Source organism: Pseudoxanthomonas sp. Root65 (genome assembly GCF_001427635.1).
Taxonomy (GTDB): domain Bacteria; phylum Pseudomonadota; class Gammaproteobacteria; order Xanthomonadales; family Xanthomonadaceae; genus Pseudoxanthomonas_A.
Genome location: NZ_LMHA01000001.1, coordinates 404,915 through 429,611, shown reverse-complemented (window position 1 = coordinate 429,611; position 24,697 = coordinate 404,915). Strand labels below are relative to the sequence as shown.

Here is a 24,697-nt window from a genome sequence, read left to right as displayed (position 1 = left end):
CTACTCGTGGGTATGGTCCGGTGTGCCGGGCTTGTCGAACAGCAGGTAGGTCGACAGGATGTACTTGTCGTTGGACACGGGCGGCGCGCCCACATGCTGGTACATCCAGTAAGGCGGGAACATCAGTAGCCGGCCGGCGCGCGGCCGCACCTCGATGTCGAGATCGGTGAAGCGGGTGGCGCCGCCTTCCTGTACGTCGTTGAGATACCAGAGGAAGACCAGGTAGCGGCCGGCGACTTCGTCGACGGAATCGAAATGCGGCTGGAAGGTATCGCCGCTGTCGGCCCGGTACTTCTTCATCGTCAACCGGTCGATGCGGGGCCGCAACGGCACGGGCAGCGTCAGCGCCAGGTCCGCGTTGTAGCGCGCCAGTGCCTGCTCGATGCGCGTCATGAAGAACCCCACGAAGGCCGGGTCCGCCAGCCGCGTCAGGTTCAGCTCGGTCCAGCGGCTGTCGTCCAGCGCGGGACGGTAGCCGCGCCCGTTCGGCATCTGGAATGGCGCGGAGGCCTCGAAGTTGTCGATCAACTGCTGGCAGAAAGCGGCCGGCAGAGCGTCGTCGTAAGTGCGGATGCAGTCGGCGAGGGCTTTCATCGGCTCATCGTACCGTCAGGTCGTAGCCCCAATGGTCGGCCACCGGCTGCAGGATCGGCAATGCGGGCGCCAGCCACGGCGCATACGGCTGCCAGCGCCCAACGGCGCGGCTGTTCACCGGTTCGACCACCTGCGAGTAGCTGGGCGTGCTGATGTAGCCCTTGCGTGCGGCATGCTGGCTGAACTGCGCCAGGAAGTCGCGGTCCTCGATGCCCAGGAAGGTACCGATGCGGTCGACCTGCGCAGGAAAGTCGCCGACCGTGTCCTCGTAGCGTAGGATCAGCGTGTCCGGCGACAGCAGCGCCTGGTGGTGGATCCAGAAACGCATCGCATTGACGTAGCTCTTCGCCAGCCGCTCCAGGCTGGAGCACAGCACCATGAAGGCCGGCGAGCGGAAGTTCTGCATGTAGCAGCTGAGCAGCACGTCGCACGGGTGGCGTAGCGCCAGGATGATCTTCGCGTGCGGGAACAACCGCACGATCATCGGCAGGCGCAGCATGTTGAGCGGATTCTTGTCGACCAGTTGCTGCCCAGGCTGGAGGGTGATGACTTTCGCCACCTCGGCCCAGTAGACAGTACGCAGATCGTCGGCCGCAGCCGCATCCAGCCGGCCGAGCCCGTGGGGATAGTCGAAGCCGCGTTTCTCTATGTGCTCGATGCAGCGCTGCAGCGTCGCGCGTTCGTCCATCGAGGCGTAGCCAGGATGCGCATCCAGCATCTGTTCGAGCATGGTGGTGCCGGAACGCGGGAAGCCGACGATGAAAACAGGAGAGGCCTTTTCGTCGGGGACGCGCGGGTCGTGACGGAAACCGCACGCGTCGTCGGCGAGCCATTTGCTGGATACCTTCAACGGTTCGGCATCGGAGTGGGCGATTTCCGGCACCACGTCTTCCGCGAGCCGGAAGTGGATGGCATGTGCCTTCTGCAGGTGCGCCATGGCCGTCGCCGGATCCTTCCGCTTGTCGGCGATGCTGGCCAAGGTGAAGTGGGCGTTGGCTTCCGCCTGCACGTGCGGTTGCAGCGCGATGACGGCGTCGGCAGCCTGATGGGCGCTGTCGTAGTCCTTGCGGCGCATGGCCAGCGAAGACTCCAGGTGCAGCAGGTCGATCTGTTCCTGGCGGCCGGCCACGGTGAGGGCGGCGCGGGCGCGGACCAGCAGTGACTCGGCCTGCTCGATCCGGTTGGTGCGCTCGTTGAGCTGGGCCAGGCGGATGATGCCGGACGCCGACTGCTGCATGCCCGGCGCCAGCAGCAGGGCTTCGGCTTCTTCGGTGCGACCCACCTGCATGAGGGCCGTGGCCAGTTCTTCCCGCAGGTGCGGTGGCAGGCTGTGCCAGACCCCGGCGGGCGGGATGAGCGACGCGGCCCGCTGCGCATCGCCGCATTCGAAACAGGCCAGCGAGGCATAGATATGGGCTTCGGCGGCACCGGGCTCCAGGTCCACGGCGTCGAGGAATCGGTGGCGCGCATCGGCGATGCGGCCCATGTCCATCAGCAGCAGCCCGTAATCTATCAGGAAGCCGGTGTTGCGGGGTTCCAGTGCCAGCGCGCGACGGTAGGCGTGTTCCGATTCGGTGTATTCCCCCAGACGACGCAGCACCAGGCCAAGGTTGGCCCAATGGCCGGCAGCCTGAGGGTGCGCGCGCGCGAGCTGCCGGTAGACCGGCGCCGCTTCCTGGTCGCGTCCCAGGTTCTGCAGGCTCATCGCCAGCAGCGTGGCGAAACTCTCATCGTCAGGAGCGTCCGCAAGCGCCTGCCTGCTCAACGTCGCCGCTTCCTCGAAGCGGCCGGTCTGCAGCAGCACGACCGCTTGCTGGATCAGGGATTGGTTCATCGCGGGATTCTAGCGTGGCAATAAAAAGGCCGCGCGGCTTACGCCGCGCGGCCCAGGGTACAGCGGTCAATTCAACCTGCTTAGAAGTTCATCGTGTAGCGTGCCCACAGGTAACGGCCGACCGTATCGAAGGTCTGCACGTCGGTGTTGGCATTCAGCACGTTGTTCTGGAACAGGGTCTGCGGCTGCTTGTCGAACGCGTTGTCCAGGCCCACCTCGACCTTCGAGTTGAACCACGGCAGCGAGTACGCGGCGCTGAAGCTGTGCACCAGGTAGTCGTCGAAGCGACGGGCATAGCAGAACTCCGGCGCGAACGTCGCGTTGCAACCCGCGTCCGCACTGGTGCCCTGGCGCAGGTCGTTGCTGCCGATGTCGAAGCCGCTGACATAGCGGGCACGCCAGCTCAGGCCCAGGTCGCCCTTGTTCCAGTTGACGAACAGACGGCCGCGGGTGCGGGCGTACATGCCGTACGACGGGTTGTAGGTGCCGGCGATGTGCTTGACGGCATCGTCTTCGCTGAGCGGGTTGGTGTCGTTGTCGTAGCGATCGATATAGGTCGCGTCCAGGCCGAACAGCCAGCTGCCCCATGCGGTGTCAGGCAGGCGGTAGCGCACGGCCAGGTCGTAGCCCTGCGTGTCCAGGCGGCCCAGGTTGACGATCGGCTCGCGGATGAAGTCCACCTGGCCATCGCTGCGACGGTTGATGAATTCGCAGAACGGGTGGCTGTCATCGTTGTAGCAGGTGTCGACGACGGTCTGCGCATCGGCGCGGGTGATCGTGTCGTCCAGGTACAGGCGCCAGTAGTCCAGGCTGACCGACAGGCCGGGAGCCCACTGCGGGTCGTACACCACGCCCCACGAGAACGACTTGCCCGATTCCGGCTTCAGGTCGAAACCTGCCGCGACGGCACCGGACCACACGCCGTTGGACTGGCTGGTGGGCGCCGGGCCGATACCGCCGGCCGGGATGTTGGTGGCGCCTGCGCCCGCGCCGCACGCATTTTCGTGGTTACGCGGCGTGCCGGTGGCGCCGTAGCCTTCGCACTTGTCGTTGAGTTGCGGGGCGTTGCCCTGCGGGCCGTCGTACAGGTTGCCGATGGTCGGGGCACGGAAGACTTCCGCCACCGTACCGCGGAACAGCAGGTTCTCGATCGGACGCCATTCCACCTGCAGCTTGCTGTTGGTGGTGTCGCCGAAGGTCGAGTAATCCGAGTAGCGGCTGCCCAGCGTCACCGACAGCAGGTGCGCGAACGGCAGGTCGGACAGGATCGGCACGTACAGTTCGCCGTAGACTTCCGTCACGTCGTACTTGCCACCGACCGGGGACGAACAGGCTTCCTGCGAGATCATGCAGCGGCCGGTGTCGTCGGCGATCGCGATGTAGTCGACTTCGCTGCGCTGGTATTCCTCGCGCCATGCACCGCCGAACGCCAGCTGCACGGCACCGGCCGGCAGGCTGAACAGTTCGCCCGAGGCATTGGCCTCAAAGCTGCGGGTCTGGTACATGGTCGAGTAGACCGGACGCGCTTCCGCCGCCTGCATGGTGGCGATCGACTGCGGGTCGAAGATGTTGAAGATGTTGAGCGGCGTGCAGCCCGCGATGATCGCGCCCGGCGCACCGCACTTCACCACGCCATCGGTGTCCATGAAGGACGGGCCCAGGGCGTCGGTCAGGCTGGCGTAGTCCACGTAGCCGTAGCTGGTGTTCTCGCTGAAGTAGTGGCCGTAGTTGAAGGCGGCATCCCACTTCCAGCTCTCGCCCACGAAGCCTTCCAGGCCGGCGACGACCTGCGAGGTGGTGGTGTCGTAGTACGAACGGCGCTGGCCCAGCGAGGTCCAGCGGGTCAGGAACTGGTTGACGCTACCGTCAGCCGCCGGACCGAAGTTCTGGTCGAACGGGTTGTAGTAGTTGTCGGCCGAGATGACCACGCCGTCGCTGTTGGCGTCGAACGGCAGGGCCGCGATCGCGAAGTTGGACGAGGTCTTGTTGTGGTAGACCTCGGCGAACGCGTTGAGGTTGTCGGTGATCTGATAGTTCGCCAGGAAGAACGCATTGGTGCGCTCCTGCGGCGTCATGATCAGGTTGGTGGCCTGGTAGTTGTACGAGTCGCGCGCACCGTTGTAGCAGCGGAAGTCGCCGGTCGAGGTGCCGCTGGTGCCCGGGGTCAGCGTGACCGACGAGCAGCCGTACTGGGTTGCCAGCGCGCTGCCGGCCGGGAAGTAGATGCGGCCGTTCGGGTTGCGGCTGGAACCGAAGACGGTGACGTAACCGCTGTACAGGTACGTGGCGTCCTTCGAGAAATCACGATCGTTGGACGAGATGCCGTCGAACTTGTTGTAGTTCAGGCCGGCGATGATGTTGCCCTTGTCGCCCACCTGGCCGAAGGTGATGGAACCGCCGCTGCGCTGGCCGTCCTGCTTGCTCGGGGTGATGCCGAAGTCGACCGAAGCGGTCAGGCCGTCGAAGTCACGCCGCAGGATGAAGTTGACCACGCCAGCGACAGCGTCCGAACCGTACACGGCCGAGGCGCCGCTGGTCAGGATTTCGATGCGCTCCACGGCCGACGCCGGGATGGAGTTGACGTCGCTGTTGACAACGCGGCGGCCGTTCACCAGCAGCAGGGTGCGGGCCGAACCCAGGCCACGCAGGTCGATGGTGGACGAACCGTCACCGCCGCCGTTGTTGACCTGCGGGTTGGTGGGGGCGCCCGACATGGCCGGCATTTCCTGGATCAGGTCGCCCAGGGTCAGCTTGCCGGTCTGTTCGATGGCGGCGCGGTCGATCACGACGACGGGGCTGGCGGTTTCGGTTTCGACGCGGGCCACACGGGAGCCGGTCACCTGGATTGCATCCAGGGTCTTGGCGCCTTCGTTGGACTCCTGCGCGAAAGCGAAGCCGGTGCCGGCGGCGCTGGTCGCACCCACTGCCAGGGCAAAGCCGATGGCTTCGCGCAGCTTGGTGGTCTTGTGGTTCATTCTCTCTCCGGGTGACGTTGATAAAGCCCTAGGGATACCCTGCCGGCCGGCCAAAAAGCGGCGACCAAAGAGCGGGGGTGGCCCGATCATAGTCGGGGGCAGCGAAGAATTAAAGTGTTGTTAAGCGGCCAACATGTGGCAAAGCGCCCAGTCAGGACGGGCAAAGCAGCCCACGCGTTTCGGTGCTCTGCCTGAATAGGGGGGGGGTGCCCCAAAGCGGTGCGCACTATCCCCGAAGACGGGCGCCGGCCGGAGCACACGGTGCCGGGAGCGGCCCGTTTCGATTGCTTCATTAACACCGCGGGCAGCGTGACGTATCGGGATGGTTGCAAGGAGCCACCCATAAAAAACACGGCCCCTTTCGGGGCCGTGTGGGTACTGCCTACGCGGAGGCCGCGATCAGAACTTCTGCTGGTACTTCATGTACATGAAGCGGCCAATGTCGTACTGACCGTGATACGACACGTTCGCGCTGGGCTGGCTGTAGAACTGCGGGCCCTGGCGATCGAACACGTTGTTGGCACCGATCGCGATGGTCGCATTCCACGGGGCGCTCCAACGGAACTCCAGGTCGTTGAACGTGACCGAACCCATCTTGTTGACCGCACGCGTCTGTGCCGGGTTGGCGGCGACGAACGTCGGATCCGTGCACTCGTCGGGGAACAGCGCGGCAGAGAGGCAGGTTTCCTTCTGCGAGGAGTAGTAACGCGCACCCCACGTGGCGCCGAAGCTGCCCAGATTCCAGGTCACATTCGCGTTGGAACGGACGCGATGCGTGCCCAGGAAGCCCGGCGACGTGGCGTAGCCCACCAGTTGCTGCGGCAGCGTGAGCGGGTTGGTATCGGTCTTGATTTCATCCTTGCTGGTGTAGGTGGTCTGCCAGGTCAGGTTGAAGGTACCGAAACCTTCGGTCGCCAGTCGGTAGCTCAGGTCTAGGTCGTAGCCTTCGGTTTCACGGAAGCCGGCATTGATGCCAGTGAAGTTCAGGCTGTTGACGTAACCCAGCACCGGATCACGCGTGAAGTTGGTGCAACGCGACGCATCGCCCTGGATGTAGCAGTCGTTGAGCATCTGCGTGGGCGTATCGGCCACGATGGTGTCTTCGATGCGGATGTTCCACCAGTCCAGGCTCACGTTCAGACCTTCCAGGAAGCCGGGGCTCCAAACGACGCCGAAGGTCTTCGACTCGGAGGTTTCCGGGATCAGGTTCGGATTGGCGCCCGAGAAGAACGCCACCGGCGTCTGCGAGTTGGTGCCCGCTGCCGGGGTGAAGCCCTGCTGCAACTGGCGGAACGTCGCTGCATTGACGATGTCGCGCTGGCAGGCGGCATTGTTGCGAGCTGCACCGAAAGTGGTATCGCAGGGATCGGTGTAGAACGAGAACGTCTGCGAACCGCCGCCGTACAGGTCGGCGATCGTCGGCGCGCGGAAGCCCTCGGCGTAGGTGCCGCGGAACAGCAGCGAATCGATCGGCTTCCACTTGAAGCCGAACTTGCTGTTCAGCGTGTCGCCGAAGGTGTCGTAGTCCGAATAACGCGTGGCGATGCTGAAGCTCAGCTCCTGTGCGCCCGGCAGGTCGGCCAGCAGCGGGATCGCCAACTCGGCGTAGATTTCATCGACCTTGTAGCTGCCATCGGTCGGGCCGGCGGACAGAGTGGTCGAATTGCCGGTGACGGCCATGGCATCGGGAATGAACTCGCCCGATTCCTTGCGGCTTTCCACGCCGACCGCGAAGCCCAGGTCGCCGCCCGGCAGGGCGAACAGCGAGCCGGCCAGGTTGGCGGTGAACACTTCGGTTTCGGTCTCGCCCGACGAGTTCAGCGTCTGGAACAAGAAGTCGATCAGCGCCTGGTTGCCGGTCAGGCCACCATCGCCCACGCGACCGAACGGGATGAACGGATTCCACGGCACGCAGGATGCCAGCGGAATCGGGGCGGCCGCGGTACCGCACTGGACCACACCCTGGGCGTTGAGGAACGACGGACCCACCGCCTGGCCGACACGGGCCACGTTGAGGTTGCCGTAGTTTTCCTGGGTGACCTTGTTGTTGTTGTACAGGTAGCCCACATCCCAGTCGAAGATGCGCTCGCCGATATCGAAGCTGCCTTCCAGTCCGGCCGAGAAGCGCCAGTTGGTCGTCGTCGGGCGATCGACGCGCGGGATTTCCCACGTGCGGCGCCAGTAGTTGACAGTCTGCGGCGTGGCGTAGCCGTGGAAGGTGCCCACGGGGTTGTAGTAGCTGTTGATCGCCATGGTGGTGCCGGCGAAGGCCGCGCTCTGGAACGGGTAACCCGCCACCTGACGCTCAGCATCGCGCTGGCTGTACATCATGTTGCTGCGGAAGCGAACCGCATCATTGATGTCGAACACGCCGTCGACAAACAGCGAGCGGCTCTCAAGCGGCGTGCGCAGGTGCGTCTGCTGGTTGGTATTGCTCTTGTCCGTCGGCGAGCCGTTCGGGTCCGCAGCACTGGTACCGGTATTGGTGTTCAGCGCGTGGAAGTTGTTGATGTTGCGCCAGTCGGCGCCGGTGTTCAGTACGCGGTTGCCGCCGGCGGCCGCCGGCAGGTTGATCACGCCCCACTGGCTGACCGTGGTCCAGCCGCGGGTCGGATGCCACTGGCCCTGCGGGTACGCGGAGTACTCGCGGTCGCCCGACATCACTTCCTCTTCCTTGCGGTACTCCACGGCGGCGGTCAGCGAGCCGCGGTCACCGGTGAAGCCCATCACGAAGTCGGCACGGGTGGTTTCGCCGTCGCCTTCGCCGTACTGGCCGTAGTAGGCCTGGGCGGTGGCGCCTTCGAAGTTGGAGCGGGTGATGATGTTGACCACGCCGGCGATGGCGTCGGAGCCGTAGATCGAGGAGGCGCCGTCCTTCAGCACTTCGATGCGCTCGACCGCAGCGGTCGGGATCAGCGAAATGTCCTGCAGGCCGCTGGTGCTGATGCCCAGGCGCTTGCCGTTGACCAGGATCAGGGTGCGCGTGGAACCCAGGTTGCGCATGCTGATGAACTGGCCACCGACGTTTTCACCGGCCGACAGCGGCTGCGCGCGGCTGATGGCGGGTGCGCCGACGGCGGAGATGTTCTGCAGGATGTCGGCGACCGACTGGAAGCCCTGCTTTTCGATGTCCGCGCGGCTGATGGTCAGCACGGGAGCGGCGTTTTCGACGTCGACCTGGCGGATGCGCGAGCCGGTGACTTCGATGCGGTCCAAGGTGGTGGTTTCGGTCTGGCCGGACTCTTGCGCGAACACCGCACCGGTGCCCACAGCCGACACTGCGCCTACCGTCAGCGCGAACGAAATCGCGTCACGGAGCTTCGTGGTTTTGCAGTTCATTGTTTCTCTCTCCCGTAAGGGGTATCCCAAGGTGTCCCTCGAGGCGGTCAAACAGGCGACCACGAAACGAGGGGGTGCCCGGATACTAGTCGGCTTTTAACGAGAATTAAACCCGCGTGAAGACCGAAGGCGGATAGAGATAAGCTTAGTTACGTAATTGTGATGTCGAGCACGCATTGCTCACGGGTCGTGCGACCCTCGGTGCCACGCAACAAGATGCCAAGCGGCAGGCACGCGTATCCGCCGCGCTGCATCAGCACGGTGGCAGGGACTTAACAAGGGGGCGTTACAGGTCCTGCTCGTACCGGACGTAAGGCACGGTGCCTTCGTCGGCGTTCTCGTTGGTCAACGAGAAAGGATTCTTGCCGCGGGTGATGACGTTCTCGGCGCCGACGGTGAGCTGTCCGCTCCACGGCGTGCGCCAGGTCAGGCCCAGGCCGAGGCCCTCGAACTTGCCGGGCTGGCCGGGTACGTCGATGACGCGCCCGATGATGTTGGCGCTGAAGGGGCCGTAGCCGCCGCCGACGGTGAGGCTGCGGCTGTTCCAGCGGTCGGCCAGGGCAGGTAGGTCGGAAGCGGGCACCAGGGTGGCCTTCGCGACGGCGCCGCCGATGGAGACGAAGCCTTCGCGACCGATGTTCTTCTGCCCGAACACGGTCAGGTCGTTCTGCTCGACGCGGCCGGTGCCGCGCCCCGACGACAGCCAGGCGGGCAGGGTGTCGCGGCCGGTGCCGGCCGACAGGCCGAGCTTGCCGCCGGGGCGGCTGAGCACGGCCGAAGCGCTGACGCGCTGGCTTGCGTTGGTGTCGTCGCCCTCGTCGCCGAGCGTGGCGAGCATGCAGTGGCTGGCCAGGTTGCCGATGTTGCCGACCACGCCGGCCTTGCGGTTGCAGACCAGGCCCAGGGAGTCGCCGCTGTCCAGACCGAAGGCGGTGGTCAGCGAATTGCGGCCCAGGCGCCAGCGGGCACCGGCCTCGGCCTGGCCGGTCGGCTCGAGCAGCAGTACCGCCTCGACCTTGCCGTCGTTGTTCCAGATCGGCAAGGCGGTGGGCTGGGCGTCGGCGGCCGGTTTGCGCGTGCTCTTCTGCGCATGCGCGTCCGCTGCCACGCCGGAGGCGAGCAGCAGGGCAAGCGACAGTGACAGGCTACGCAGTTTCATGGCTCGCTTCAGACTCCTGGGTCGACCCGGAGTTCCCCTCCCGAAGGGGAACCGATGCTATGCCGTTTATGTTTCTTTAACAAGTCCCCGGGCGGCTTGCCGGCTGCCGGACTACTGCAGGCGGCTGGGCGCGTCCACATCGACCTTGGGCTGGCTGAAAAGTTCCGCGATCTGGGGAGGCGAAAACCGGTACTCCTGCCCACAGAACTCGCAACGCACTTCGACCACCCCATCGGCCAGTGCGGCCGTCGCCTCCTCTTCCCCCAACGACTGCAGCATGCTCTCGACCCGCTCGCGCGAACAAGAGCAACCGAAGCGAACTGGGCGCTGGGTCAGGATTTGCGGCGATTCCTCGTGGAACAGCCGGTGCAGCAGGTCCGGCACCGGCGTGGCCAGCAGCTCGGCCTCGCCCAGGGTGTCGAACAGAGCGCCTGTGCGGTTCCAGCCGTCGTCGTCGCCCTCGTCGCCGGGCAGCTTCTGCAGCATCAGACCACAGGCACAGTCGCCGTTGGCGGACAGCAGCAGCCGCGTGGGCAGCTGTTCGGACTGGCGGAAGTAGTCCTCGAAGGCTTCGGCCAGCCGGCTGGCCTCCAGGCCGACCAGGCTCTGGTAACGCTGCGGCTCGCGCGGATCCAGTCCCGGGTTCTCGATGGTGATGGCCAACAGGGCATCGTCGCCCAGGTCACGCAGGTCGCGCGGTGCGTCCTGGTCGGCGGACAGCTGCGCGATGCCGCGCACGGTGCCCGACGCCGTGCATTCGGCGAACAGGCTGCGCAGGCTGCCCTGGCTGCGCAACTGGATCGACAGCCGGCCGTCGACCTTGGTGTGGCCGGTGAACAACACCGCGGCCGCGCTGGCTTCGCCCAGCAACTCGCGCGTCGACGGCGGGTAGTCGGCACGGCTCGCCACGGCCTGCCAGGTGTCGTCCAGGCGCACGGCCACGCCGCGGACGCCGGCGGCGGGGAGCAGGAATCGGGTCAGGGTGTCGGCGGAGGCGTCAGTGGCCATGGGAATCCATGCGGGGAATGCGGGGCGGTCGCGTGTCTCGGCATAATGCCGTCGATGACACGTACGAAGGGAAACACCACGATGGGGGCAAGCAACGCCATCCTCAAGCGCCGGCTCGCCCGATGAGTGCAGCCGCTGTCGCCCACGTACCGCGCCGACGCCGCTGGTTCCGCTGGCTGCTGGCCCTGCCGTTCCTGTTCGCGGCCGCCAGCGTCCTGCAGGTCGTGGTGCTGCGCTTCGTCGACCCGCCGTTCACCGCCTTCATGGCGGCGCGCGTGTTCGAGGCCTGGGGGCAGGGCGAGTTCGGTTTCCGGCTGGCTTACGACTGGCGCGACCTCGACGAGATGGCGCCCAGCCTGCCACTGTCGATGGTGGCGGCCGAGGACCAGAACTTCGCCACGCACCATGGCTTCGACCTGGCGGCGATCGAGAAGGCGCGCGTGCACAACCGCAAGATGGTCGAGCGCGCCGAGAAGCGTGGGCGGCCGGTGACGCGCCTGCGCGGGGCCAGCACCATCAGCCAGCAGGTGGCGAAGAACCTGTTCCTGTGGCAAGGCAGCAACCGTGTCACGCGTTGGGCGCGCAAGGGGCTGGAAGCCTGGTACACGCTGCTGATCGAAACGCTGTGGTCGAAGCGGCGCATCCTGGAGGTGTATGCGAACGTCGCCGAGTTCGGCGATGGCGTGTACGGCGGGCAGGCCGCCGCGCGGCGTTACTGGGGCAAGGACGCGGCACGCCTGAGCGCCAACCAGAGCGCGCGCCTGGCCGCCGTGCTGCCGTCGCCTCGCCGGTACAGCGCCCAGCGTCCAGGCCCCTACGTGCAGCGGCGGGCGACGCGGATCGAGCGCCAGGTCCGGCAGATCGGCGGCACCGGCTACCTGGAGGCGTTGCCATGAGCGGCGCGTCGCCCTGGCAGGTCACCGTGGTGGTGGCGGCCTACAACGAGGCGCAGTCGCTGCCGCTGCTGCATCCGCGCGTGATGGCGGCGCTGGATGCACTGAAAGGCGTACAGGGGCGCGTGCTGTATGTCGACGACGGCAGCCGCGATGCGACGTGGACGGTGATGCGCACGCTGGCGGCGAACGATCCGCGCGTGTCGGTGCTGCGGCTCTCGCGCAATTTCGGCAAGGAGGCGGCGCTCACGGCGGGACTGGACCGCGTCGAGACCGGCGCGGCGTTGATCCTGGATGCCGACGGGCAGGATCCGCCGGAGCTGATCGGCGACTTCGTGCGCGAATGGCAGGCCGGCTACGACAACGTCCACGGCACCCGCATCGCGCGCGATGGCGAGGGCTGGCTGAAGCGCGCCACGGCGCATGCGTTCTACCGGGTGATCGGCCGCCTGTCGAAGACGCCGATCCCGGCCGACACCGGCGACTTCCGCCTGCTGTCGCCGCGCGCGCTGGCGGCGCTGCGCGAACTGCGCGAGCGCCACCGTTTCATGAAGGGGCTGTTCGGTTGGGTGGGCTTCAACCAGAGGGCGCTGCCCTACCATCGCGAAGCGCGCGTGGCGGGCCGCAGCAGCTTCGGCTTCTGGAAGCTGTGGAACTTCGCGCTGGAAGGCATCACCAGTTTCACCACCGCGCCGCTGCGGATGGCCACCTACATCGGCGTGCTGACCGCGTTGCTGGCCTTCGCCTTCGCGCTCTACATCGTCGGCAAGGCCCTGCTGTTCGGCGATCCGGTCGCGGGCTGGCCGACGATGATGACGGTCATCCTCTTCCTGGGCGGCATGCAGCTGGTGGCGCTGGGCCTGATCGGCGAATACCTCGGTCGCCTGTACGAGGAATCCAAGCAGCGGCCGCTGTACCTGGTGGATGCCTGGCAACCTGCCTCGGCAGGAGTATCCTTGGTCGGGCCAGATCGACCCGCTCCCCTTTCCGGAGATCGCCATGCGCACGGTTCGTCAGTTGCTGGGGGCCAAGGCCCCTGAAGTCTTCTCGGTGTCGCCCGACGCGTCCGTCCTCGATGCCATCCGGCTGATGGCCGAGAAGGGCGTCGGCGCGGTGCTGGCCATGCAGGGGCCGCGGCTGTGCGGCATCGTGTCCGAGCGCGATTACGCGCGCAAGGTCGTCTTGCAGGGGCGCTCGTCTTCTAACACGCCGGTGCGCGACATCATGACGGCGAAAGTGGTGACGGTGCGGCCGGACGACAGCGTCGACCATTGCATGCAGGTGGTCACCGAGCACCGCATCCGCCACCTGCCGGTCGCGGAGGGCGAGGCCATCGTCGGCGTCATCTCCATCGGTGACCTGGTCAAGGCGGTGATCGAGGACCAGCAGGTGGAACTGGACCAGCTGCAGCGCTACATCGCCAGCTGACTCACCCTACTTCGCGTACTGCCCGCCGCAGGCACTGTCCTCGCCGGGGCCGACCTCGAGCGTGGCCAGCAGTGCGGCCGGGGGCGCGATGCTGCCCAGCGCCACCGCCACTGCGCCTCGCAGTCCCAGGCGCTTGAAGTCCGGGCGGAACGACGGATCCTTGAACGTGCCGCCGACCACCAGCGGCGAGCGCAACGCGAGGATGCTGCGATCCTTCGGGCGCGGGCGCATTTCCAGATCCAGCGTCTCGTCCTTCAGGCTGATCTGGCCCTTGCCGATGATGATCGTGTCGGTGGTGTCGAAGGCGAGCGTGCGCGCCTGCATCACGCCATCCTTCACCGCAAAATCGCCGAAGGCACAGCGCACCGGCACCGTCTTGTCCCGGGTGACCAGGAACTTCAGGGCTTCGGCGATATCCAGGCCGGCCAGTTCCATCAGCAGGTTGCTGATCTGTCCGCGTCCCATGCCGAGCGCGATGTCGCCATCCGCGGTCCCGAGGATCCCGGCAATGGAGTTGCCGGTGCCCGTCACCTTGATGTCGCCGCCGATGCGGCCGATGGCCGTCTTGGTCAGTTCGGCCTGCGGGAACAGCTCGCCCAGGTCCAGTCCGCGCGCGGCGATGGTCGCCTGCGTGCGGATGGTGTCGCTGCGTGCATCCATGCGGATCTGTGAACGGATGTCGCCCTGCGCCACGCCGAAGTTCAGCGGCTCCAGCCGCAGCAGGCCGGCGTCGAGCAACAGATGCGCATCCATGTCCTCGATGGGAAGGCGGGGAGCGTTGATGCGCTGTGCCTTCCAACGGACGTCGGCGTCCATCGCACGTAGCTTGATCAGGTTGTAAGGCGTATCGGGCAGCAAGCGCGCGTCCGTGGCCAACGCAGCGGCTTCTGCGCGCTGCTGGGCGTTGCTGGCCTCGCCCCCGCCCGTTTGCGGCGGCGCGCCGACGAACCCGGCCAGGTCATCGAAGTCCAGTCGCTTCGATACCAGGTTCGCGGTAAGCAGTGGACGCTCACGACCTACCGTCACGCTCGCCGATCCAGCCAGGTCGCTGTCGCCGACCACGCCGGTGAACCCGTCGTAGCGCCACGTGTCGCCATCGCGGGTGAAGCGCCCGTCCAACCGGTACGGCGGCGTCGGCGGCGTGGCAATGCCGATCAGCGGGAACAGGTCTTCCATGTCCTCGCCCGCCAGCCGCAGCTGCAGATCGAAATCGCGCAGGCGGAACGGGTCGGTGAGCGTGCCGCGCGCATGCGCGCGCGTCGGGCCCGCGGTCGCGCGCAGGTCGATGCGGTAGGGCTTGTCGGTGTCGCGCAGCGCGAGGGGCGAAGCGACCTGGCCTTGCAATGACAGCGCGTTGCCTGCCCAACGGCCCTTGCCCTTCAGTTCGACGGCCGAAGGTTCGTCGGCTTTCGGCTGCCGGATACTGGAAAGCCGGATGTCCAGATCAGTCTTGCGTGCGCCGTCCAAGAACAGCAGGCGTCCGTCATCGATCCAGAGGTCGCGGTACTGGGTCCGACCTTTGCCGGTGGTGTCGCCGAACACCCAGTTGCCCACGCCTTCGGGTCCACGTTCCAGTCGCATCTGCGGCCGGGTCAGGTGGATGCGCGGGATGCGGGTCTGGCGGCTGAAGATCAGCGGGAGCACTTCCACGCTCATTTCGGCGCGGTCGGCGGCCGCCATCACGGGCACCTTCGACCATGCGGCATTGCCGAACGTCAGCGCGTCCGCGCGCACCGTCGTCACCCGGCCCAGGTCCACGTCCAGATTGCCGGCTATGTGGAAACTACGGCCGGTCTGCCATTCGACGACGCGTTCGATGGGGCGCCGCAGCCAGTTCCACTCGAACAGGATGGCCACCACCACGATCACCGCCGCCAGCACACCCAGCGTGACGGCGCCGGTGCGCGACAGCGGGCGCAGGGCGAAGCGACGGCGGGGTTGGGGTGCATCGTGCATGACCCCATCCTCGGCCGCGCGGTGTTCACGTGCCGCGAAACGCGGGGTCAGCGGTTCACGCGCGGGACACGAACGTGGACGCGCAGTTCACGCCAGGCGCGGCGACAACACCTGCTGGGTCACGGCGACGAAGTGGCAGACGCTGCCGCCGATCACGAACAGGTGCCAGATCGCATGCGAGTAGCGGATCGATTCGCGATGGTAGAAAAAGGTGCCCAGCGTGTAGAACAGGCCGCCGGCCAGCATCCATCCCAGCGTCACCAGGTCGACCGAGGTCAGCAGCGGCTTGATCGCCACCACCACCAGCCAGCCCATCGCGATGTAGATGATCGTCGACAGCAGCTTGAAGCGGCCGGTGTAGAACAGCTTGAACACCACGCCGGCGAACGCCAGCGTCCAGATCGCGATGAACAGGCCCCAGCCCCAGGGGCCGCGCAGGCCGATAAGGGTGAAGGGTGTGTAGGTGCCGGCGATCAGCAGGTAGATCGCGCAGTGGTCGAAGACCTTCAGCCGTCCTTTCGCCACCGGGTGCTGGATGGCGTGGTACAGCGTGGAGGCGGTGTACAGCAGCAGCAGGGTCACGCCGAAGACGATGGACGCGCCCAGCTGCCAGCCATCGCCATGGATTGCGGCCAGGGTGATCAGCACTGCGCTGCCGGCCAGGGCCAGCAACGCGCCGAGGCCATGCGTCAGTGCGCTGGCGATCTCGTCGCGCAGGTCGATCAGGTGGTCGGCGCGCTTGCGGGCGCGCAGGGTGCGCAACGGAGTGGGGTCGGTACTCATGGCGACAAAACTACCGCAACGCAGCAACCGGCGCATCCCTGCGCCCGCCGTGGATTCAGCATGGCCGAGCCGACAGACGGTTTGATCGACACCGATAAGCGCGGATAACGGCAGATAAAGCCTTTCTCATCGGCTTTATCCGCTTTTATCCGTGTCTGCCTTCTTCGGCCGCTCGGTCGAGATTGGCGCCGCTCCTGCAGAAGCGCCGTCAGCCGAGGTCGACGCTGTGGGCGTGCTCGCGGGTCGCCAGGAACTGCACGTCCGGCGCGCGTTCCTGCGCCAGCTGCAGGTTCACCCGCGTCGGCGCCAGGTAGACCAGCTCGCCGGCCGCGTCCAGCGCCAGGTTCATGGCGTTCTTGTCACGGAATTCCTCGAGCTTCTTCGCGTTGTCGCAGCGGATCCAGCGCGCCGTGGCCACGCTGACGTTCTCGAACGACGCATCCACGCCGTACTCGTCCTTCAGCCGGTACGCCACCACGTCGAACTGCAGCACACCCACCGCGCCGAGGATCAGGTCGTTGCTCATCAGCGGACGGAAGAACTGGGTGGCGCCTTCCTCGCTCAACTGGGCCAGACCCTTCTGCAACTGCTTGAGCTTGAGCGGGTCGCGCAGGCGCGCGCGGCGGAACAGTTCCGGCGCGAAGTTCGGGATGCCGGTGAACGACAGCGCCTCGCCCTCGGTGAAGGTGTCGCCGATGGAGATGGTGCCGTGGTTGTGGATGCCGATCACGTCGCCCGGGTACGCCTCGGCGGCGATCTCGCGGTCGCTGGCCATGAAGGTCAGCGCGTTGGCCAGCTTCATCTCCTTGCCGGTGCGCACGTGGAAGGTCTTCATGCCGGCCTCGAAGCGGCCCGAACACACGCGCATGAACGCCACGCGGTCGCGGTGCTGCGGGTCCATGTTGGCCTGGATCTTGAAGACGAAGCCGGTCAGCTTGTTCTCCGCCGGCTGCACCTTGCGGCCGGTGGTCTCGCGCGGCTGCGGCGACGGCGCGTGCTCGACGAAGAAGTCCAGCAGCGGCTGCACGCCGAAGTTGTTGACGCCCGAGCCGAAGAACACCGGCGTCTGCTTGCCCTCGAGATACGCCTGCTTGTCGAACGGATGGCTGGCGCCTTGCACCAGTTCCAGTTCGTCGCGCAGCTGCGCCAGCATCTCCTCGCCGATCTTCTCGGCAAGGCCGGGCGCGTCGAGCGACGGGAAGATCGTCGAATCCTGGCGGGTGAAGTTGCGGCCCGGCTCGTACAGGTGCACCTCGCCGGTCAGCAGGTGCACCACGCCTTTCAGGCGCTGGCCCATGCCGATCGGCCAAGTGACCGGCGCGCACTGGATGCCGAGCACGCTTTCCACTTCGTCCAGCAGGTCGATCGGGTCCTTGCCCTCGCGGTCCAGCTTGTTGATGAAGGTCATGATGGGCGTGTCGCGCAGGCGGCAGACTTCCATCAGCTTGATCGTGCGTTCTTCCACGCCCTTGGCCACGTCGATGACCATCAGCGCGCTGTCCACGGCGGTGAGCACGCGGTAGGTGTCCTCGCCGAAGTCGGCGTGGCCCGGCGTGTCCAGCAGGTTGACGATCTTGCCTTCGTACGGGAACTGCATCACCGACGAGGTCACTGAGATGCCGCGCTCCTTTTCCAGCGCCATCCAGTCGGATGTCGCATGGCGCGCGGCCTTGCGGCCCTTCACCGAGCCGGCCATCTGGATCGCGCCGCCGAACAGCAGCAGCTTCTCGGTCAGCGTGGTCTTGCCGGCGTCGGGGTGGGAAATGATGGCGAAAGTGCGGCGACGTGCCGCTTCGGGCGCCACGGGGCTGTTCGGATCGGACATGGGGCGGGCGCCCGGACGGGCGTGGCGGAAGCAGGGAAGGGCGCGATTATAGCGGGCTGCGCCGGCCGGATCGCCGGGGTGGGCTCAGCGGCTGGCCGGGAACTGCAGCTGCCCCAACGGCCCGAACATGCGGAAGGGCACCGATTCCAGCCGCATGCCGCGGTTGGCCTGCACCACGAAGTGCAGGTGCGGTGCCGTCGAGAAGCCGGTGTTGCCGGACAGGCCGATGTACTGGCCCTTGCTCACGTACTGGCCCACGCGCACCTGGGCGCCCTCGGCCTTCAGGTGGGCGTACAGCGCCATGCTGCCGTCGGGGTGCAGGATGCGGATGAAGTTGGCGCGGCCGCCGTACTTTTCGCGGTTCAGGCCGGCCTTGTCGAAGTCCGACTCCACCTGCATCACCAGCCCTTCGCGTGCGGCGACGATCCGCGTGCCTTCGGGCACGGCGAAATCGATGGCGTGCAGGTTCTGCGCGTCGCTGTGGCTGAAGCGTCCGCCCGGCCCCTGGTCCACGCGCACGCGGCCGTAGTCGAACGGCAGGCGGTACTCGTAGTCCTGCGGCTGGCTGGCCGGATCGCCGGGCATGCCGTCCAGGGTGAGCTCGAAATCGCCGCCGCGCAGCGGATCGGTCACGCTGATGTCGGCGACCCGCACGCTGCTGCGCGCCGGCACCACCGCACGGGCGGGCAGGGCGGGGGCGCTGCGCACATCGCGCTGGCGGCGGAAGCCCAGTTGCACTTCCACCGGCCCGTGCATCAGGTTGTCGGCCCAGGCTTCGTAGCGCGCGCCCTGTTTCTCCAGGCGCAGCCGCACCAGCGCACTGGGCGGATTGCGGAAGCGCATGACGTCCAGGCCGCTGCCGGCCAGCTGCTCCGGCGGGGGCGGCTGGTCGCCGTACTGGGTGTAGCCCTGCTTGTCCTTCCAGCGGTACAGGCGGGCGGCGTCCGCCCCGCCGACGCTGCCGACCAGCACGGCGACGCCGCAGGCCAGGGCCAGCAGGCGCGCCTTCACCGCGGACAATCGCCTTGCAGGTCGAGCGCGCGGGCGATGTCGCGCAGGTCGAAGGCCGCCAGCGACACGTCGTTGTGGAGGGCGAACAGCGCGCCGGCCGGGAAGCGCGGAGTGGGCATGGCGTAGACGGTCTCACCGTCGGTGTTGGCGGTCACGTTGCCCGAGAACACGCCGGCCGGCGCCAGCGTGGCGCGCTCGAACAGGCGGAAGCGGGTGGGCGTCAACTGGTCCACCGCCACCCAGTAGCCGCTGTCGGCGCTGCACGACCATAGCGCGATGCCCTCGGCATCGGCGTCGAACACCGGCAGGCTGTGGCGGTTGTAGGTGCCGGTGGCCAGCCGGTAATCGCGCAGCGTGGACCCTACGCGGCGGTCCTCTTCGGCGACCAGCAGGCGCCCGTGCGCCGGGTCGCCGGCGATCGACTCGACCATGCGCAGCGCGCCGGCGGGGCCGGTATCGCCGAACTGGCCGAGCAGCTGGGTTTCCAGCGTGCCGCCGTCCTCCACCCGCACCCGGAACCGCTTCACCCGGCCGTCCAGTTCCGCCATCGGCGGCAGGGTCATGGTGCGGAAGTCGGCCATGTAGCTGTCGGTGACGAACAGCTCGAGCTCGCCGGGCGCCGCCTCGTGCACCCACAGGCCGTAGGGCGAGCGCAGCACGTCGGCGCCGAACGCGCCGAGCGGCGCGAACTCGGGCAGGCGGAACGCCTGCACGCGATGGTTGTCGCGTTCGGCCACGAACAGCAGATCGCCGAACACGGCGATGCCGTTGGGTCGGTTGAACTGGCCCACGGCGCTGCCGGGTCCGCCCACGGTGCGCAGTCGCTGGCCGCTGTCGGCATCGTAGAGGGCCAGCCGATGGGTCGCCTTGGCGGTGGCGATCAGCCAGACCTGGCCGTCTTCGGTGGGCCAGGCGACCAGCGAGTCCAGCTCGTCGCCGGCGACGGGTTCGGAGACCCAGACCTCCGCGATGACCGCATCGGCGGCGGTTTTCGGGGCCGGGGCGGGTGGGGTGGAGGTGTGCAGCGGGGCGGTGGAGCAGGCGGCCAGGCAGGCCACGCAGAGAGCGCCAAGGACGGATTTCAATGTCATGTAAGGAATTATGCGGCATTGCCGCACCGGCCGGCAGCGCGACCGCCGTCAATATTCATCGCTTCATCCGAATAAAGCGATTGACATCCGCGGCAGAGGCGGGCAAAGTCCGTCCACCATCGAGACCGGCAGAGGGACAGGCCCGAAGAAGCCGGGGCAGCCAGCGACGCGCAAGCGCCGTGGTGGTGCCAAATCCTGCGGGGACCTCAGCGTCTGCCGGAAGATGGTTCGTACCGTGTCCTCAGCACGGCGAACGCGAGCTCCGCGAAGCTCGGTGGTGCAGTCCCGTCCCGCAAGGGATCACGCCCACCGGATGCCGCCATGAGTTACGCCAGTCCCGCCCTGAACCGCCTGCCCGAACCGTCGTCGATCGACGGTTTTCCGTTCCCGTCCACGCAGGACGACGGTCCGCGCGCGCTGCGCGGCGAAGTGGTGGTGGAACTGGCCATGCGCCACGCCGGCACGCGTGCGGTGACCCTGCGGTACGAACTGCAGGGGCCGGCCGGCGCGCCGGTCGTGTTCGTCGCCGGCGGCATCTCCGCGCATCGCCACCTGGCGGCCAGTGGGGTGTTTGCCGAAAGCGGCTGGCTGAACGAGCTGGTCGGCGCGGACCGCGCGCTGGACCCGTCGCAGCGCCAGCTGCTCGCCTTCGACTTCGTCGGTGCCGACGGCCGCCTCGACGCGCCCATCGACACCGCCGACCAGGCCGACGCCATCGCCAGGCTGCTGTCGGCGCTGGGCGTTGCGCGGCTGGAGGCCTTCGTCGGCTATTCCTACGGCGCGCTGGTCGGCCTGCAGTTCGCCGTGCGCCACGCCGAGCGCCTGAAGACGCTGGTCGCCGTCAGCGGTGCGCACCGCGCGCATCCGTATGCCGCCGCCTGGCGTGCCCTGCAGCGCCGTGCGGTGACGCTGGGCCAGCTGCAATGCGCCGATGCGCAGGGCCTGTCGCTGGCGCGCCAGTTCGCCATGCTCAGCTACCGCACCCCGGAAGAATTCGGCGAGCGCTTCGATGCCGCCCCGGAGATCGTCAACGGCCGCGTGCGCGTGGCCGCCGAGGATTACCTGGACGCCGCCGGCGCGCAGTACGTGGCGCGCACGCCGGTGACCGCCTATGTACGCCTGTCCGAATCCATCGACCTCCACCGCGTCGATCCCGCCGATGTCCGCGTGCCCACGCTGGTGGTCGCGGTGGAAGGCGACCGCCTGGTGCCGCTGTCCGATTCCGTGTCGCTGGTCGAAGGCCTCGGCACGCTGGGCCAGCTGCGCGTGCTGCGCTCGCCGTACGGCCACGACGCCTTCCTGAAAGAAACCGACCGCATCGATTCCATCCTCACCTCGGCCCTGCGCGCCGCCGGAGACCTCGCATGAGCAGCTACGCCCCCACCGATACCGACGCGCCCTGTCGTCCCGCCACCGCCGCCGTGCGCGCCGGCATCGACCGCGACACCGCCTATGGCGCGGTGACGCCGCCGATCGTGCTGTCGTCGAACTTCAGCTTCGCCGGCTTCGCGCAGAAGCGCGAATACGACTACACCCGCAGCGGCAACCCCACCCGCGACCTGCTGGCCGAAGCGCTGGCCGACCTGGAAGGCGGTGCCGGTGCCGTCATCACCGCCACCGGCATGGGCGCCATCACGCTGGTGTTGAACGCGCTGCTGGAGCCGGGCGACCGCCTGGTGGTGCCGCACGACGCCTACGGCGGCAGCTGGCGCCTGTTCAACGCGCTGGCGAAGAAGGGCCACTTCGAGCTGATCACCGCCGACCTGACTGATCCGCGCTCGCTGGCCGACGCGCTGGCGCAGTCGCCCAAGCTGGTGCTGATCGAAACCCCGTCCAACCCGCTGCTGCGGATCACCGACCTGCGCTTCGTCATCGACGCCGCGCACAAGGCCGGCGCGCGCACGGTGGTGGACAACACCTTCCTGTCGCCGGCATTGCAGACGCCGATCGCCTTCGGCGCCGACGTGGTGCTGCATTCCACCACCAAGTACATCAACGGCCACAGCGACGTGGTCGGCGGCGCGGTGATCGCCCGTGATGCCGACACGCACCAGCAGCTGGTGTGGTGGGCGAACGCGCTGGGCCTGACCGGTTCGCCGTTCGACAGCTTTCTGACCCTGCGTGGCCTGCGCACGCTGGATGCACGCCTGCGTGCGCACCAGGAGAACGCCAACGCCATCGCCGCGCTGCTGGACGCGCACCCGGTAGTGTCGAAGGTCTACTTCCCCGGCCTGGCCGCGCATCCGGGCCACGCCGTCGCGGCGCGCCAGCAGAAGGGCTTCGGCGCCATGCTGAGCGTCGAACTGGAGGGCGGCGAAGACGCGGTGCGCGCTTTCGTCGACGGCCTGCGCTACTTCACCCTGGCCGAATCGCTGGGCGGCGTGGAGAGCCTGGTCGCGCACCCGGCCACGATGACGCATGCGGCGATGACCCCGGAAGCGCGCGCCAAGGCCGGCATCACCGATGGCCTGCTGCGCCTGTCGGTCGGCATCGAAGCGACCGACGACCTGCTGGCCGACCTCAGCGCCGCGCTGGCGCGCGCCGAGGCCGTTGCCGCGGAATCCAAACGCAAACTCGCCGACGCATGAGCACCGTCGTCCGGCTCGCGACCGCGCCGCGTACCGCGCCGAAGCTGGCGCTGCTCGGCACCGGCGTGGTGGGCAGTGCGTTCGTGGCGCGCTACGAGCGCTTGCAGGAACGCGCGCTGCCCGTGCCGGCGCTGGCCTGGCTGGCCAACTCGCGCGCGCTGCAGGCCTGCGGACGCTCGGCCCGGGAGGCATTGGAGGCTGCCAACCTGTCCGCCGCCCATGACGGCGACGTGCCGCCGTGGGCGGAGGGCGAGGCGCTGCGGGCGGGCGACATCGTGGTGGATGCGACCGCCAGCGACAGCGTCGCCGACTGGCATGCCGAATGGCTGTCGCGTGGCGTGCATGTGGTGACGGCCAACAAGCTCGGTGTCGGCGGTGCATGGTCTCGCGCGCAGGCCATCGCGCGCGCGCGCGCCGGCTCCGGCGCCCGCTACGGCGATGCCGCCACCGTCGGCGCCGGCCTGCCGCTGCTGCGCAGCCTGCGCGCGCTGGTCGCTGGCGGCGACCGCATCCATCGTGTCGAAGGCGTGCTGTCCGGTTCGCTGGCGTGGCTGTTCAACCACTATGACGGCATGCGCGCGTTTTCCGGCTTCGTCCGCCAGGCGCGGCAGGCCGGCTACACCGAACCCGACCCGCGGCTGGACCTGTCCGGCGAAGACGTGCGCCGCAAGCTGCTGATCCTCGCCCGCGCCGCCGGGCTGCCGTTGCAGGCCGAGGACGTGCGCGTGGATTCGCTGGTGCCGGCGGAACTGGCCGCGCTGCCGCTGCCTGCGCTGGACGCGGCATTGCCGCAACTGGACGCGCCCCTGGCCGCGCGGTTCAAGGAGGCCTACCGCAACGGCGCGCGCCTGCGTTTCATCGGCCGCTTCGATGCCGAACGGGCGAGTGTCGGCCTGCAGGCGTTGCCGCTGGACCATCCGCTCTGCGGTGGCGGCGGCACCGACAATCGCGTGGCGATCTACAGCGACCGCTATCCCGACCAGCCGCTGGTCATCCAGGGGCCGGGTGCCGGTGCCGACGTCACCGCCGCCGCGCTGCTGGACGACGTGCTTGCGATCGGCGAGTGAGTCGAGAGAAGTGAGGAGTGAGGAGTGAGCCGGCGGCGCGGGGAGGCAGGAGCAAGCGCTTTCACTCAGTCCTCACTCCTCTCCGCTCACTCCTGCATGTCCCGTCTCACTGCAGCGCGTCGAGCAGGGCGCCGTTGAAGCGCGCCGGATCCTCGACCTGCGGCGAGTGGCCCAGCTCGGCGAACTCCACCAGCGTTGCGCCCGGGATCGCCGCCGCTGCGCGCTTGCCGAGCACCGGATAGTCGCCGATGCGTTGCGCCACTTCGGGCGAGGCGAGGTCCTTGCCGATGGCGGTACGGTCCTTCTGGCCGATGAAGAGCGTGGTCGGTACCGCGATCTGCGGGAGTTCATGGACCACCGGCTGGCTGAACACCATGTCCGAGGTCAGCGCCTGGCTCCACGCCACCACCTCGCGTCCCTCACCGGCGTACATGCCGCCGAGCATCCGCACCCAGCGCTCGTACGCGGGCTTCCATTCGCCGCCGTAGTACACGGTGCGCTGGTAGTCGCGGATGCTGTCGAACGAGGTCTTCTGCTCGCGTGCGTGCCAGGCGTCGACGCTGCGCCACGGCACGCCCTCGGCCTTCCAGTCCTCCAGCCCGATCGGATTGACCAGCACCAGCCGTTCCGTCGCCGCCGGATACTGCAGCGCATAGCGGGCGGCGAGCATGCCACCCATCGAGTGGCCGACGATCACCGCACGCTCGATGCCCAGCGAGGCGAGCAACGCGTGCGTGTTGGCCGCCAGTTGGCCGAACGAATACTGGTAGCCCGGCGGCTTGCTCGATTTGCAGAAGCCGATCTGGTCCGGCACGACCACGCGGTAACCGGCGTCGACCAGCGCGGCGATCGCCGCTTCCCAGGTGGCCGCGCAGAAGTTCTTGCCATGCAGCAGCACGACGGTGCGGCCGTTCGGCGTGGCCGGCGCGATGTCGAGATACGCCATCTCCAGCGGCTGCGCCTGCGAGGTGAACGCGTACGTGCGCACCGGATGCGGATAGTCGAAGCCTTCCAGGCGGGCGCCATAGGTCGGCAGAGAACTGGCGTGCGCCGTGGCGGCAGCCAGCAGAAACGCCGCCGTGGCGAATATCGAGGGAAACATCTTCATGCGGGCGCTTCCGCGACAGGGCAGGCCATCGTAACGCG

At 67.7% G+C, this 24,697-nt stretch carries 18 protein-coding genes and 1 riboswitch; of the genes, 6 read left to right on the top strand and 12 right to left on the bottom strand.

Annotated elements, in window-relative coordinates; genetic code table 11:
* From ASD77_RS01940 to ASD77_RS01915, 6 genes are all read right to left on the bottom strand, one after another.
* Complete coding sequence (locus ASD77_RS01940; protein WP_055936560.1) at positions 1-594, bottom strand: 2OG-Fe(II) oxygenase; 594 nt, start codon at positions 592-594, stop codon at positions 1-3.
* 4 nt (positions 595-598) lie between these two features.
* Positions 599-2,428 carry a tetratricopeptide repeat-containing sulfotransferase family protein gene (locus ASD77_RS01935; protein ID WP_055936557.1) on the bottom strand — a complete coding sequence of 610 codons (1,830 nt, stop codon included), beginning with the start codon at positions 2,426-2,428 and terminating at the stop codon, positions 599-601.
* Positions 2,429-2,508: 80 nt separating this feature from the next.
* Positions 2,509-5,403, bottom strand: coding sequence for a TonB-dependent receptor (locus ASD77_RS01930; protein ID WP_055936555.1), 2,895 nt, complete (start codon positions 5,401-5,403; stop codon positions 2,509-2,511).
* 399 nt (positions 5,404-5,802) lie between these two features.
* Positions 5,803-8,742 carry a TonB-dependent receptor gene (locus tag ASD77_RS01925; RefSeq protein WP_055936552.1) on the bottom strand — a complete coding sequence of 980 codons (2,940 nt, stop codon included), beginning with the start codon at positions 8,740-8,742 and terminating at the stop codon, positions 5,803-5,805.
* Positions 8,743-9,028: 286 nt separating this feature from the next.
* On the bottom strand, positions 9,029-9,895 hold the full coding sequence (locus tag ASD77_RS01920; RefSeq protein ID WP_055940875.1) for a hypothetical protein: 867 nt from the start codon (positions 9,893-9,895) through the stop codon (positions 9,029-9,031).
* A 117-nt stretch (positions 9,896-10,012) separates the two neighbouring features.
* Positions 10,013-10,909: an Hsp33 family molecular chaperone HslO gene (locus tag ASD77_RS01915; protein ID WP_055936549.1), complete on the bottom strand. Its 897-nt coding sequence runs from the start codon at positions 10,907-10,909 to the stop codon at positions 10,013-10,015.
* 122 nt (positions 10,910-11,031) lie between these two features.
* Here ASD77_RS01915 and mtgA point away from each other — a divergent pair, with 122 nt between their 5' ends.
* Genes mtgA through ASD77_RS01900 form a run of 3 tightly spaced genes read left to right on the top strand, consistent with a single transcriptional unit; the run spans position 11,032 to position 13,230 of the window.
* A complete protein-coding gene (gene mtgA, locus ASD77_RS01910) occupies positions 11,032-11,805 on the top strand; it encodes a monofunctional biosynthetic peptidoglycan transglycosylase (RefSeq protein WP_055936546.1) in 774 nt (257 codons plus the stop codon).
* Positions 11,802-12,842, top strand: a complete 1,041-nt coding sequence (locus tag ASD77_RS01905) for a glycosyltransferase family 2 protein (RefSeq protein WP_055936543.1) — start codon at positions 11,802-11,804, stop codon at positions 12,840-12,842. Before mtgA ends, ASD77_RS01905 begins: the two co-directional genes overlap by 4 nt.
* A complete protein-coding gene (locus ASD77_RS01900; protein WP_055936540.1) occupies positions 12,802-13,230 on the top strand; it encodes a CBS domain-containing protein in 429 nt (142 codons plus the stop codon). Before ASD77_RS01905 ends, ASD77_RS01900 begins: the two co-directional genes overlap by 41 nt.
* Positions 13,231-13,236: 6 nt before the next feature.
* Here ASD77_RS01900 and ASD77_RS01895 read toward each other — a convergent pair whose 3' ends face one another.
* The 5 genes from ASD77_RS01895 to ASD77_RS01875 form a co-directional block, all read right to left on the bottom strand.
* Entirely contained in the window at positions 13,237-15,186 is a 1,950-nt protein-coding gene (locus ASD77_RS01895; RefSeq protein ID WP_082563070.1) for an AsmA family protein, read from the bottom strand.
* 87 nt (positions 15,187-15,273) lie between these two features.
* Complete coding sequence (locus ASD77_RS01890) at positions 15,274-15,969, bottom strand: hemolysin III family protein (protein ID WP_082563069.1); 696 nt, start codon at positions 15,967-15,969, stop codon at positions 15,274-15,276.
* Between the two features lie 208 nt (positions 15,970-16,177).
* Entirely contained in the window at positions 16,178-17,794 is a 1,617-nt protein-coding gene (locus ASD77_RS01885; protein ID WP_055936537.1) for a peptide chain release factor 3, read from the bottom strand.
* Between the two features lie 84 nt (positions 17,795-17,878).
* Complete coding sequence (locus ASD77_RS01880; protein ID WP_082563214.1) at positions 17,879-18,805, bottom strand: M23 family metallopeptidase; 927 nt, start codon at positions 18,803-18,805, stop codon at positions 17,879-17,881.
* A complete protein-coding gene (locus tag ASD77_RS01875) occupies positions 18,802-19,896 on the bottom strand; it encodes a hypothetical protein (RefSeq protein WP_082563068.1) in 1,095 nt (364 codons plus the stop codon). The genes ASD77_RS01880 and ASD77_RS01875 overlap by 4 nt, the downstream gene beginning before the upstream one ends.
* 113 nt (positions 19,897-20,009) lie before the next feature.
* Positions 20,010-20,126, top strand: a riboswitch (SAM riboswitch).
* A 91-nt stretch (positions 20,127-20,217) separates the two neighbouring features.
* Here ASD77_RS01875 and ASD77_RS01870 point away from each other — a divergent pair.
* The 3 genes from ASD77_RS01870 to ASD77_RS01860 are packed head-to-tail and all read left to right on the top strand — an operon-like array spanning position 20,218 to position 23,551.
* On the top strand, positions 20,218-21,264 hold the full coding sequence (locus ASD77_RS01870; RefSeq protein WP_055936529.1) for a homoserine O-succinyltransferase: 1,047 nt from the start codon (positions 20,218-20,220) through the stop codon (positions 21,262-21,264).
* Positions 21,261-22,484, top strand: coding sequence for an O-succinylhomoserine (thiol)-lyase (locus ASD77_RS01865; RefSeq protein ID WP_055936526.1), 1,224 nt, complete (start codon positions 21,261-21,263; stop codon positions 22,482-22,484). The genes ASD77_RS01870 and ASD77_RS01865 overlap by 4 nt, the downstream gene beginning before the upstream one ends.
* The gene (locus ASD77_RS01860) at positions 22,481-23,551 is read left to right on the top strand and encodes a homoserine dehydrogenase (protein WP_055936523.1); all 1,071 of its coding nucleotides are present in this window, start codon (positions 22,481-22,483) and stop codon (positions 23,549-23,551) included. Before ASD77_RS01865 ends, ASD77_RS01860 begins: the two co-directional genes overlap by 4 nt.
* A gap of 106 nt (positions 23,552-23,657) precedes the next feature.
* Here the strand turns inward: ASD77_RS01860 and ASD77_RS01855 are convergent, their stop codons facing one another.
* On the bottom strand, positions 23,658-24,659 hold the full coding sequence (locus ASD77_RS01855; RefSeq protein ID WP_055936520.1) for an alpha/beta hydrolase: 1,002 nt from the start codon (positions 24,657-24,659) through the stop codon (positions 23,658-23,660).
* Positions 24,660-24,697 lie beyond the last annotated feature (38 nt).